Below are 11,865 nucleotides of genomic sequence, written 5' to 3' on the forward strand. Positions count from 1 at the left end.
CATGCCAACCCCGCATATCGCTGCCCGGCCCGGCGAATTCGCCGACACCGTGCTGATGCCCGGCGACCCGCTGCGCGCCAAGATGATCGCCGACCACTACCTGAGCGAGGTCCGCCAGGTCAACGGCATCCGCAACATGCTCGGCTACACCGGCCTGTACAACGGCCAGCCGATCTCGGTGATGGGCTCCGGCATGGGCATTCCCTCGGTGTCGATCTATGCCCATGAGCTGTTCAGCCAGTACGGCGTCGAACGCATCGTCCGGGTCGGCAGCTGCGGCGCCGTGCAACCCGGCATCAAGGTTCGTGACCTGGTGATCGCCCAGGGCGCCAGCACCGACTCGGTGGTCAACCGCAAGCGCCTGAACGGCTTCGACTTCGCCGCCATCGCCAGCTACCGCCTGCTGGAACAGGTGGTGCGCGCTGCCGACGCCGCGGGCCAGCCCGTACACGTGGGCAACGTGTTTTCTGCCGACCTGTTCTACGAGCCCGACCCGTCGCTGTTCGAGCGCATGACCCGCATGGGCATTCTCGCCGTGGAAATGGAAGCCGCCGGGCTCTACGGCGTGGCCGCCGAACTGGGCAAGCAGGCGCTGACCGTGCTCACCGTCAGCGACCACATCCTGACTGGCGAAGCCCTTGACGCCCAGCAACGGCAACTGGACTTCCACGCCATGATGAAACTGGCCCTCGATGCCCTCCAAGGAGAACCTGCAAGTGATCGTTAGCAAATCCCTACGCAATGGCCTGGCGCTGCTCGCCGGCCTGTGGGCTGGCCAGGTGTTCGCCTGGGGCCAGCAAGGCACCGCGCTGGTCGGTGAACTGGCGCAGCGCCAACTGACCCCGGAGGCCAAGGCCGAGGCCATGCGACTACTGGGCCTGATCAAGCAGGACGACTTCGCGGTGGTGGCCAACTGGGCTGGCAACCTCGACAAGAACCCGCAGACCCAGGACCTGTGGGAGCAGACCAAGAACCAGCGCCTGGTGATCTACAAGGCCGACGACTGCACCTTCCAACGACCTCGCGACTGCCCCGGCGGCGCCTGCAGCGTTGCGGCCATCGAGCAGAACCGCAAGGCCCTGGCCGATCCCAAGGCACCGAACCAGACACGGCTGATGGCCCTGCTGTTCTTAATCCACCACAGCAGCGACGCCAGCTCGCCGCTGAACAACAGCTTCAAGGACGACAAGGGCGGCTACGACTTCCCGGTCAAGGCCGGCGGCAAGACCTATAACCTGCGCCAGGTCTGGGACGACTTCCTGCTCGGCTCGGCCAGGCTCGACGTCAAGGCCTACGCCGACAAGCTTCAGTCCAGTCTGCCCACCGCCGATTCCGCCGATCCGGCGCAGTGGTCGCAACAGGCCTGCCGTATCGTCCGCGACGACAGCATCTACCCGCAGAAGGCCGAGAAGAAACGCAAGCTGCCGACCCATCGCGCCCAAGGCGACGACGATGACAGCGGCAGCGTCGACTACGCCGCCAAGGCCATCGAGTACAACCGCACCGGCAAGGACTACAGCCGCGGCGACAAGCTGATGAACGAGAAGGCCAAGGGCGGCAGCGACGGCATCGACGCGCAGTACATGAGCACCTTCGTGCCAGTGGCCGAGAAGCAGGTGCAGCTGGCTTCGGTGCGCCTCGCGCAACTACTCAACGCGGCGCTGGTCGCCGGTCGTCCAGCCTCCTGAGAACCGTGAATTCCATGATCCCTTTGCCCTTGCGCCACCTGCCCCTGCTGCTCGCCCTCGGCCTCGCCGGCTGTGCCGCCACACCGACTCCGCAGCCCGGCGAACAACGGGTTTCACTGATGACCTACAACGTCGAAAACCTCTTCGATACCGTCCACGACGAGGGCAAGGAAGACTACGCCTACCTGCCCCTGAGCCTGAAACAGGCGCACCCGGAGTGGCTGGCCACCTGCGCGAAGATCACCGTTCAGGCTTGGCGCGACGAGTGCGAGAAGAACGACTGGACCGACGCCCAGCTCAAGGAAAAGCTCACCCGCCTGGCGTCGGTGATCGAGCAGATCGACGCCGGTCGCGGACCGGACATCCTGATGCTGGATGAAGTGGAAAACCGCAATGTGGTGGAACAGCTCAACGCCCGCCTCGGCAAGTCCGGCTACCAGACCCGGGTGCTGCTGGAAGGCTGGGACGAGCGCGGCATCGACACCGCCGTGCTCAGCCGCCTGCCGCAGTGGGGCGAGCCGGTCCTGCATCGCGTGCCGTACCGCAACGAGAACGGCGACACCTCGGACAAGACCGGTAAGACCCGCGGCATCCTCGAAGTGCGTCTGCTCCTGCCGGACGGGCAGAAGGCCTCGGTGTTCGCCGTGCACCTGCCCTCCGGTGGCGGGCCGGGCTATCTGCGACGTCAGGCGGTCGAGTACCTCGCCGAACTCAAGCGCCAGTTGCCGGCGGACGTGCTGCCGATCGTCGGTGGCGACTTCAACATCAACGCCAAGGAGGAAAGCCAGCACCACTACATCGCCAACGGTCTGGCCGGCACCTGGAGCGTGTCGCACCTGATCGGCTGCGGCGACTGCAAGGGCAGCTACTACTACCACAGCGCGCGGCAGTGGTCGTTCTTCGATATCCTGCTGTTCCCCAAGGAAATGACCGGCAACGGCTTCAATGGCTGGAAGGTGGACAGCACGAGCATCCACACCCCGAAGGACAGTCCGTACCAGGTCAACAAATGGGGCTCGCCGGCACGTTTCGAGGGTGGCAAATATCCGGAGGGCGTCTCCGACCACTGGCCGATGTACGCGCAAATCTATCGACGTGCACAGTGAGGCATGACAACGCTCAACGCCTGCCTTGCCCAATGGCGACATGATGGCAATTTTGCGCCAAAGGGATGTGGCGCCTGCCCACTGATCGCGCGTCTGAAACTGAACTACTTAGCCCTGGTCGGGAATGGAATGAGTAACCACAAGATCAACATTCGTCGCAAGAACGTCGAGAAAATCCTTCTGGCTGCCGAGCAGGTATTCGCCGAGCAGGGCCATGCCGGTACTTCCATGTCCGATATCGCCAGGCTCGCCGACCTGCCCCGTTCCAACCTGCACTACTATTTCACCACCAAGGACGAGCTGTACCGCGAGGTGCTGGTCAACCTGCTCAGCGCCTGGGAAAAGGAAGGCGCCTGCTTCGTCCACTTCGACGACCCGCGGGTGGTGCTGACCAGCTACGTGCGCGAGAAGATGACCCACTCGCGCACCCGGCCCCACGGCTCCAAGCTGTGGGCCAACGAGATCATGCATGGAGCGCCGTTGTTCCGGGACATTCTCGATGAGCACCTGTTTGCCGGGGCCAAGTACAAAGAGAACAAGATCCGCCAATGGGTAGAGGAAAAGCGCATCAAGCCGATCGAGCCGTTCGCCTTGCTGTACATGATCTGGGCCTCGACCCAGCACTATGCCGACTTCGACTATCAGGTGCGCGCGCTGAACGGGCACCAGCCGTTGAGTGACGAACAGTTCGAGCAGGCGGTGCAGACGATCACGGCGGTGGTGTTGCGGGGGATCGGGTTGGAGCCTTGAAGGGTTTGCAAATGGAAAATCCCCTGTCCGGATGGCCGGGGATTTTTCGTTTCTGATAGGAACGCTGGTAGCCCTGATGCAATCTCCCGCCAAGCCATTCGAAAAAAAAGATATAAACTCCCCAGCACCAACAAAACTCATAAAGCCCCTCCCCTCATGATGACCCTCCGCCAGATCCGCCACTTCATCGCCGTAGCGGAAACCGGTTCCATCTCCGCCGCCGCCCAGGCGGTGTTCATTTCCCAATCCACCCTCACCCTGGCCATCCAGCAACTGGAGCAGGAAATCGGCGTGAGCCTGTTCAACCGCCACGCCAAGGGCATGACCCTCACCCACCAGGGCCATCAGTTCCTGCGCCAGGCGCACCTGATCCTGGCCACCGTGGACAACGCCAAGCGCAGCCTGCAACAAAGCACCGACCAGGTGGCCGGCCAGCTCACCATCGGCGTGACCAGCCTGGTCGCCGGCTACTATCTCGCCGACCTGCTGACCCGCTTCCAGCGCGCCTATCCCAACGTGGAAATCCGCGTGACCGAGGACGAGCGCCCCTATATCGAGCACCTGCTGGTGTCCGGCGAAATCGACGTTGGCGTGCTGATCCTGTCCAACCTGGAAGACCGCCTGGCCCTGCAGACCGAGGTCCTCACCCACTCGCCGCACCGCCTCTGGCTGCCCGCCCAGCACCCGTTGCTGGAACGGGACAGCATCAGCCTCGCCGACGTGGCCGACGAACCCTTGATCCAGCTGAACGTCGACGAGATGGAACAGAACGCCCGGCGCATGTGGGCCGGCGCGGGCCTGCAGGCGCAGATCAGCCTGCGCACGGCGTCCACCGAGGCGGTGCGCAGCCTGGTGGCGGCGGGCCTGGGGGTGTCGATCCAGCCGGACATGACCTACCGCCCCTGGTCGCTGGAAGGCGACATCATCGAGGCCCGGCCCCTGGCCGACCTGAGCCAGACCCTCGATATCGGCCTGGCCTGGCGCCGAGGCACGGCGCGCCCGGCCCTGGTCGATCCGTTCCTGACGGTGGCCCGCGAACCGGGCACGGGACGCAAGCTTTCGATTTAATCGAACGCCCCCTTCAGTATTTAGAATTTGTCGACCTGCGCGCTCCGCTCTAGGCTCTGTAAGAAATATCGCCCACTCCGGTAGGGCGATGCATAAAAAACAGAACAACGAGAATTCCAATGTCCGGCGCGCACCCGACCCTGTCCACCGCATTGCTGATCGACGGCGAACTGGTCGCCGGCGCAGGCGTCGCCGAACCGATCTTCAATCCGGCCACGGGCGAAGTGCTCACCCGGATCGCCGAGGCCAGCACCGAGCAGGTCGAGGCCGCCATCCAGGCCGCCCACCGCGCCTTCGCCAGTTGGTCGCGCACCACGCCGCAACAGCGCTCCAACCTCCTCCTCGCCATCGCCGACGTCATTCAGAAGCAGGCCGACCACCTCGCCCGGCTGGAAGCCCTGAACTGCGGCAAGCCCCTGCACCTGGCCCGCCAGGACGACCTGGTGGCGGCCATCGATGTGTTCCGTTTCTTCGCCGGCGCGGTGCGCTGCCAGACCGGCCAGCTGGCCGGCGAGTACCTGCCCGGCTACACCAGCATGGTGCGCCGCGATCCGCTGGGCGTGGTCGCCTCCATCGCGCCGTGGAACTACCCGATCATGATGGCGGCGTGGAAGATCGCCCCGGCCCTGGCCGCCGGCAATACCTTGGTGTTCAAGCCGTCCGAGCACACCCCGCTGTCGATCCTGGCCCTGGCGCCGGCGCTGGCGGAGCTGCTGCCGGCGGGCGTGCTGAACATCGTCTGCGGCGGCGGCGAAGGGGTCGGCAGCCATCTGGTCAGCCACGCCCGGGTGCGCATGGTGTCGCTGACCGGCGATATCGTCACCGGGCAGAAGATCCTCCAGGCCGCCTCCAAGACCCTCAAGCGCACCCACCTGGAACTGGGCGGCAAGGCGCCGGTGATCGTGTGCAACGACGCCGACCTCGAAGCCGTGGTCCAGGGCGTGCGCACCTACGGCTACTACAACGCCGGCCAGGACTGCACCGCGGCCTGCCGCATCTACGCCCAGGCCGGCATCCACGACAAGCTGGTGGCCGAACTCGGCTGGGCGGTGAGCAGCCTGCGCTTCGCCAGCAAGCGCGACGCCGACAACGAGATCGGCCCGCTGATCAGCACCCGCCAGCGCGACCGCGTGGCCAGCTTCGTCGAGCGCGCGCTGAGCCAGCCGCATATCGAGCGGGTCACCGGCGCCGCCGTGCATTCGGGGGCCGGCTACTATTACCAGCCAACCTTGCTGGCGGGCTGCCAGCAGCGCGACGAGATCGTCCAGCGCGAGGTGTTCGGCCCGGTGGTCACCGTGACCCGCTTCGACGAGCTGTCCCAGGCGGTGGAATGGGCCAACGACTCCGAGTACGGCCTGGCCTCTTCGGTGTGGACCCGCGACCTGGACAAGGCCATGCAGATCGCCGCGCGCCTGCAGTACGGCTGCACCTGGATCAACAGCCATTTCATGCTGGTCAGCGAGATGCCCCATGGCGGGCTCAAGCGCTCCGGCTACGGCAAGGACCTGTCCAGCGATTCGCTGCAGGACTACAGCGTGGTCCGCCACATCATGGCGCGCCACGGCGAGACCCTGGCCTGAATACGTTCGCACTACAACAAGCTGTACCGCTGCACCGTTTGCCAACCTGCCCCCGACAATGATTTGAACAAGAGGGAACACCATGTTCGTGCACAAGACCGCAATGCTCAGTGCCCTGAGCACCGCCCTGCTGGCCAGCGCCAGCCTGCAGGCCGCCGAACCACTGAAGGCCGTGGGTGCCGGCGAAGGCCAGCTGGATATCGTCGCCTGGCCGGGCTATATCGAGCGCGGTGACAGCGACAAGGCCTACGACTGGGTCACCGGTTTCGAGAAGGAAACCGGCTGCAAGGTCAGCGTGAAGACCGCCGCCACCTCCGACGAGATGGTCAGCCTGATGGCCAAGGGCGGCTACGACCTGGTCACCGCCTCGGGCGACGCCTCGCTGCGCCTGATCGTCGGCAAGCGCGTGCAGCCGATCAACACCGCGCTGATCCCCAACTGGAAGAACATCGACCCGCGCCTGCAGGACGGGCCGTGGTACGTGGTCAACAAGCAGGTCTATGGCACCCCGTACCAGTGGGGCCCGAACGTGCTGATGTACAACACCAAGGTGTTCCCGCAGGCGCCGACCAGCTGGGGCGTGGTGTTCGAGCCGCAGAACTTCCCCGATGGCAAGCCGAACAAGGGCCGCGTGCAGGCCTACGACGGTCCGATCTACATCGCCGACGCGGCGCTGTACCTGAAGTCGGCCAAGCCGGAGCTGGGCATCCAGAACCCCTACGAGCTGAACGAGACCCAGTACAAGGCCGTGCTCGACCTGCTGCGCCAGCAACAGCCGCTGATCCACCGCTACTGGCATGACGCGACGGTGCAGATGAGCGATGTGAAGAACGAAGGCGTGGCGGCTTCCAGTTCCTGGGGCTACATGGTCAATGGCCTGAAGGCCGACAACCAGCCGGTGGCCTCCACCATTCCGAAGGAAGGCGCCACGGGCTGGGCGGATACCACCATGCTGCACGTCGAGGCCAAGCACCCGAACTGCGCGTACAAGTGGATGGACTGGTCGCTGCAGCCGAAGGTGCAGGGTGACGTGGCGGCCTGGTTCGGCTCCCTGCCGGCGGTACCGGCGGCCTGCACCGGCAGCGAGCTGCTGGGTGCCGAAGGCTGCAAGACCAATGGCTTCGACCAGTTCGACAAGATCGCCTTCTGGAAAACCCCGCAGGCTGAAGGCGGCAAGTTCGTGCCGTACAGCCGCTGGACCCAGGACTACATCGCGATCATGGGTGGGCGCTGAGCCTTAGTTTCTGGCTCACCGCGGACCTGTGGGAGCGGGTTCACCCGCGATTGCAATAGTGGATTCTCCGACGCAATCGCGGGTAAACCCGCTCCCACAGGGTCCGCGATCAGCCCCGACACCCCCTGCAAAAACAAGCACCACCGTCGTCAGTCGTCCAGGCCTGGGCCGCTGCACACACCCACGCCTATCCGGAGCACCGCACCATGACCCTTGCAGTCCAGTTCACCCAGGTTTCCCGTCTGTTCGGCGAGGTCAAGGCCGTCGACCGGGTATCCATCGATATCCAGGACGGCGAGTTCTTTTCCATGCTCGGCCCTTCCGGCTCGGGCAAGACCACCTGCCTGCGCCTGATCGCCGGCTTCGAACAACCCAGCGACGGCTCGATCCGCATCCACGGCGCCGAAGCCGCCGGCCTGCCGCCCTACCAGCGCGACGTCAACACGGTGTTCCAGGACTACGCCCTGTTCCCGCACATGAGCGTGCTGGACAACGTCGCCTACGGCCTCAAGGTCAAGGGCATCGGCAAGCAGGAACGCCACGCCCGCGCCGAAGAAGCCCTGGGCATGGTCGCCCTCGGCGGCTACGGCTCGCGCAAACCCGTGCAACTGTCCGGCGGCCAGCGCCAACGCGTGGCCCTGGCCCGCGCCCTGGTCAACCGCCCCCGCGTGCTGCTGCTCGACGAGCCCCTGGGCGCCCTCGACCTGAAGCTGCGCGAACAGATGCAGACCGAGCTGAAGAAGCTCCAGCGACAACTGGGCATCACCTTCATCTTCGTCACCCACGACCAGACCGAAGCGCTGTCCATGTCCGATCGCGTCGCCGTGTTCAACCGCGGCCGCATCGAGCAGGTGGACACCCCGCGCAACCTGTACATGAAGCCGGCCACCACCTTCGTCGCCGAATTCGTCGGCACCTCCAACGTGCTGCGTGGCGACCTTGCCAGCCAGCTCGCCGGCAATGCCCAGCCGTTCTCCATCCGCCCCGAGCACATCCGCCTGGGCGAGTCCGCCAGCAGTGGCCAGGTGCAGGTCAGCGGCGTGCTCCACGACATCCAGTACCAGGGCAGCGCCACCCGCTACGAGCTGAAGCTGGACAACGGCCAGTTGCTCAACGTCAGCCAGGCCAACAACCAGTGGCAGGCCGACGCCGCCCAGTTGCAACCAGGCCAGCGCCTGGCCGCGCACTGGGCCCGCGAGGCGATGACGCCGCTGCAGGAAACCGTGCTGGGCGAGGGTCGCTGAGATGAGCCTGGCCCTGGAAAAACCGGCCCTGGCGCCGGCCTCGATGTCGCTCATGCGGCGCTTCTCCAACCTGCTGTACCGCAAGCCCAACCTGTACCTGGCGCTGCTGCTGATCCCGCCGCTGATCTGGTTCGGCGCGATCTATCTCGGCTCGCTGCTGGGCCTGCTGTGGCAAGGGTTCTACACCTTCGACGACTTCACCATGGCAGTGACGCCGGACCTGACCCTGGCCAACTTCGCCGCGCTGTTCAACCCGGCGAACTTCGACATCATCCTGCGCACCCTGACCATGGCCATCGCCGTGTCCATCGCCAGCGCCGCCCTGGCCTTCCCCATCGCCTACTACATGGCGCGCTACACCACGGGCAAGACCAAGGCGTTCTTCTACATCGCGGTGATGATGCCGATGTGGGCCAGCTACATCGTCAAGGCCTACGCCTGGACCTTGCTGCTGGCCAAGGGCGGCGTGGCCCAGTGGTTCGTCTCGCTGCTGCACCTGGAGCCGGTGCTGCAATTCCTGCTGGGCATCCCGGGCGTGGGCGGCAGTACCCTGTCGACCTCGCACCTGGGGCGCTTCATGGTCTTCGTCTACATCTGGCTGCCCTTCATGATCCTGCCGATCCAGGCTTCCCTGGAGCGCCTGCCGCCGTCGCTGCTGCACGCCTCGGCCGACCTGGGCGCGACCCCGCGGCAGACCTTCATGCAGGTGATCCTGCCGCTGTCGGTGCCGGGCATCGCCGCCGGTTCGATCTTCACCTTCTCCCTGACCCTGGGCGACTTCATCGTCCCGCAACTGGTGGGCCCGCCCGGCTACTTCATCGGCGGCATGGTCTACGCCCAACAGGGCGCGATCGGCAACATGCCGATGGCCGCGGCCTTCACCCTGGTACCGATCGTGCTGATCGCCATCTACCTGTCCATCGTCAAACGCCTGGGGGCCTTCGATGCACTCTGAAAAAGCTTCGCTGGGCCTGCGTATCGCGGCCTGGGGCGGGCTGGTGTTCCTGCACTTCCCGATCCTGATCATCTTCCTCTACGCCTTCAACACCGAAGACGCGGCCTTCAGCTTCCCGCCCCAGGGCTTCACCCTGAAGTGGTTCAGCGTGGCCTTCTCGCGGCCTGACGTGCTGGAGTCGATCAAGCTGTCGCTGCAGGTGGCCTGCCTGGCCACGCTGATCGCCCTGGTGCTCGGCACCCTGGCCTCGGCGGCGCTGTACCGGCGCAGCTTCTTCGGCAAGGAAGGCATCTCGCTGATGCTGATCCTGCCGATCGCCCTGCCCGGCATCATCACCGGTATCGCCCTGCTCTCGGCGTTCAAGAGCCTGGGCATCGAGCCGGGGATCTTCACCATCGTGGTCGGTCACGCGACCTTCTGTGTGGTGATCGTCTACAACAACGTCATCGCCCGCCTGCGCCGCACTTCGCAGAGCCTGATCGAGGCCTCCATGGACCTCGGCGCCGACGGCTGGCAGACCTTCCGCTACATCATCCTGCCGAACCTCGGCTCGGCGCTGCTGGCCGGCGGCATGCTGGCCTTCGCCCTGTCGTTCGACGAGATCATCGTCACCACCTTCACCGCCGGGCACGAACGCACCCTGCCGATCTGGCTGCTCAACCAGCTCAGCCGGCCACGCGACGTACCGGTGACCAACGTGGTCGCCATGCTGGTGATGATGGTGACCATGCTGCCGATCCTTGGCGCCTACTACCTGACCCGCGGCGGCGAGAGCGTCGCTGGCAGCGGCAAATAACCTGACGAGGACTGAATCATGCAAACCAAACTGCTGATCAACGGCCAACTGGTGGCCGGCGAAGGACCTGCCTACGACGTGCTCAACCCGTCCCTGGGCGCCACCCTGGTGAGCATCAACGAAGCCACCGCCGCCCAGGTCGATGCCGCCGTACGCGCCGCCGACCACGCCTTCGACGCCTGGTCGCAGACCCCGCCCAAGGAGCGCGCCGGCCTGCTGCTGAAGCTCGCCGATGCCATCGAGGCCCATGGCGAGGAACTGGCGAAACTGGAATCGGACAACTGCGGCAAGCCCTACGCCGCCGCGCTGAACGACGAGATCCCGGCCATCGCCGATGTGTTCCGCTTCTTCGCCGGCGCCAGCCGTTGCCTCAATGGTTCGGCGGCCGGCGAGTACCTGCCGGGCCACACCTCGATGATCCGCCGCGACCCGGTGGGCGTGATCGCCTCCATCGCGCCGTGGAACTACCCGCTGATGATGGTGGCGTGGAAGATCGCCCCGGCCCTGGCCGCCGGCAACACCGTGGTGCTCAAGCCGTCCGAGCAGACCCCGCTGACCGCCCTGCGCCTGGCGCAGATCGCCGCCGAGATCTTCCCGGCCGGCGTGCTCAACATCGTCTTCGGCAAGGGCCCGAGCGTGGGGGCGCCGCTGGTGACCCATCCGAAGGTGCGCATGGTCTCGCTGACCGGCTCCATCGCCACCGGCTCGAACATCATCTCCAGCACCGCCGACAGCGTGAAGCGCATGCACATGGAGCTGGGCGGCAAGGCGCCGGTGATCATCTTCGACGACGCCGATATCGACGCCGCCGTTGAAGGCATCCGTACCTTCGGCTTCTACAACGCAGGGCAGGACTGCACCGCGGCATGCCGCATCTACGCGCAGAGCGGCATCTACGAGAAATTCGTGGAGAAACTGGGCGCCGCCGTTTCGAGCATCAAGTACGGCCTGCAGGACGACCCGGAAACCGAGCTCGGCCCGCTGATCACCGCGCAGCACCGCGACCGCGTCGCCGGCTTCGTCGAGCGTGCCATCGCCCAGCCGCATATCCGCCTGGTCACCGGCGGCAAGGCGGTGCCGGGCGACGGCTTCTTCTTCGAGCCGACGGTACTTGCCGATGCCCAGCAGGACGACGAGATCGTCCGTCGCGAAGTGTTCGGCCCGGTGGTCTCGGTGACCCGTTTCGACGATGAAGCGCAGGTGCTGGACTGGGCCAACGACTCCGACTACGGCCTGGCCTCGTCGCTGTGGACCGCCGATGTCGGCCTCGCCCACCGCGTCTCGGCGCGCCTGCAGTACGGTTGCACCTGGGTCAACACCCACTTCATGCTGGTCAGCGAGATGCCCCATGGCGGGCAGAAGCTGTCCGGCTATGGCAAGGACATGTCCATGTACGGACTGGAAGACTACACCTGCATCCGTCATGTGATGTTCAAGCACTAAG

General features: G+C 65.5%; 11 protein-coding genes. All 11 read left to right on the forward strand.

What is annotated here, in order from left to right; translation table 11 throughout:
- Position 1: 1 nt before the first annotated feature.
- The 11 genes from deoD to AC5QPF_RS25835 all read left to right on the forward strand — a co-directional run bounded on the left by deoD (position 2) and on the right by AC5QPF_RS25835 (position 11,864).
- Positions 2 to 727 carry a purine-nucleoside phosphorylase gene (gene deoD, locus AC5QPF_RS25785; protein WP_494960487.1) on the forward strand — a complete coding sequence of 242 codons (726 nt, stop codon included), beginning with the start codon at positions 2 to 4 and terminating at the stop codon, positions 725 to 727.
- Positions 717 to 1,688 carry a S1/P1 nuclease gene (locus tag AC5QPF_RS25790; RefSeq protein WP_494960488.1) on the forward strand — a complete coding sequence of 324 codons (972 nt, stop codon included), beginning with the start codon at positions 717 to 719 and terminating at the stop codon, positions 1,686 to 1,688. The genes deoD and AC5QPF_RS25790 overlap by 11 nt, the downstream gene beginning before the upstream one ends.
- Positions 1,689 to 1,702: 14 nt before the next feature.
- Complete coding sequence (locus AC5QPF_RS25795; protein ID WP_494960489.1) at positions 1,703 to 2,794, forward strand: endonuclease/exonuclease/phosphatase family protein; 1,092 nt, start codon at positions 1,703 to 1,705, stop codon at positions 2,792 to 2,794.
- Between the two features lie 129 nt (positions 2,795 to 2,923).
- Positions 2,924 to 3,544 carry a TetR family transcriptional regulator C-terminal domain-containing protein gene (locus tag AC5QPF_RS25800; protein WP_494960490.1) on the forward strand — a complete coding sequence of 207 codons (621 nt, stop codon included), beginning with the start codon at positions 2,924 to 2,926 and terminating at the stop codon, positions 3,542 to 3,544.
- Positions 3,545 to 3,700: 156 nt separating this feature from the next.
- Positions 3,701 to 4,612, forward strand: coding sequence for a LysR family transcriptional regulator (locus tag AC5QPF_RS25805; RefSeq protein WP_458978775.1), 912 nt, complete (start codon positions 3,701 to 3,703; stop codon positions 4,610 to 4,612).
- Between the two features lie 119 nt (positions 4,613 to 4,731).
- Positions 4,732 to 6,192, forward strand: a complete 1,461-nt coding sequence (locus tag AC5QPF_RS25810; RefSeq protein ID WP_494960491.1) for an aminobutyraldehyde dehydrogenase — start codon at positions 4,732 to 4,734, stop codon at positions 6,190 to 6,192.
- 82 nt (positions 6,193 to 6,274) lie between these two features.
- Entirely contained in the window at positions 6,275 to 7,426 is a 1,152-nt protein-coding gene (ydcS, locus tag AC5QPF_RS25815) for a putative ABC transporter substrate-binding protein YdcS (protein ID WP_494960492.1), read from the forward strand.
- A 206-nt stretch (positions 7,427 to 7,632) separates the two neighbouring features.
- Positions 7,633 to 8,670 (forward strand): ATP-binding cassette domain-containing protein, encoded by a 1,038-nt coding sequence (locus tag AC5QPF_RS25820; RefSeq protein ID WP_494960493.1) that lies wholly within the window; start codon positions 7,633 to 7,635, stop codon positions 8,668 to 8,670.
- A 1-nt stretch (position 8,671) separates the two neighbouring features.
- Positions 8,672 to 9,625, forward strand: coding sequence for an ABC transporter permease subunit (locus tag AC5QPF_RS25825; protein ID WP_494960494.1), 954 nt, complete (start codon positions 8,672 to 8,674; stop codon positions 9,623 to 9,625).
- Positions 9,615 to 10,421, forward strand: coding sequence for an ABC transporter permease (locus tag AC5QPF_RS25830; protein WP_009403624.1), 807 nt, complete (start codon positions 9,615 to 9,617; stop codon positions 10,419 to 10,421). Before AC5QPF_RS25825 ends, AC5QPF_RS25830 begins: the two co-directional genes overlap by 11 nt.
- 18 nt (positions 10,422 to 10,439) lie before the next feature.
- Positions 10,440 to 11,864: an aminobutyraldehyde dehydrogenase gene (locus tag AC5QPF_RS25835; RefSeq protein WP_494960495.1), complete on the forward strand. Its 1,425-nt coding sequence runs from the start codon at positions 10,440 to 10,442 to the stop codon at positions 11,862 to 11,864.
- Position 11,865 lies beyond the last annotated feature (1 nt).

The sequence above is a fragment of the Pseudomonas sp. Con_6 genome (genome assembly GCF_059379395.1).

Bases quoted from the DNA above. Each gene is read 5' to 3' on its own strand.
- ydcS (WP_494960492.1), top strand. From the start codon at position 6,275: ATGTTCGTGCACAAGACCGCAATGCTCAGTGCCCTGAGCACCGCCCTG.
- AC5QPF_RS25825 (WP_494960494.1), top strand. From the start codon at position 8,672: ATGAGCCTGGCCCTGGAAAAACCGGCCCTGGCGCCGGCCTCGATGTCG.
- AC5QPF_RS25810 (WP_494960491.1), top strand. From the start codon at position 4,732: ATGTCCGGCGCGCACCCGACCCTGTCCACCGCATTGCTGATCGACGGC.
- deoD (WP_494960487.1), top strand. From the start codon at position 2: ATGCCAACCCCGCATATCGCTGCCCGGCCCGGCGAATTCGCCGACACC.
- AC5QPF_RS25835 (WP_494960495.1), top strand. From the start codon at position 10,440: ATGCAAACCAAACTGCTGATCAACGGCCAACTGGTGGCCGGCGAAGGA.
- AC5QPF_RS25800 (WP_494960490.1), top strand. From the start codon at position 2,924: ATGAGTAACCACAAGATCAACATTCGTCGCAAGAACGTCGAGAAAATC.
- AC5QPF_RS25820 (WP_494960493.1), top strand. From the start codon at position 7,633: ATGACCCTTGCAGTCCAGTTCACCCAGGTTTCCCGTCTGTTCGGCGAG.
- AC5QPF_RS25830 (WP_009403624.1), top strand. From the start codon at position 9,615: ATGCACTCTGAAAAAGCTTCGCTGGGCCTGCGTATCGCGGCCTGGGGC.
- AC5QPF_RS25805 (WP_458978775.1), top strand. From the start codon at position 3,701: ATGATGACCCTCCGCCAGATCCGCCACTTCATCGCCGTAGCGGAAACC.
- AC5QPF_RS25795 (WP_494960489.1), top strand. From the start codon at position 1,703: ATGATCCCTTTGCCCTTGCGCCACCTGCCCCTGCTGCTCGCCCTCGGC.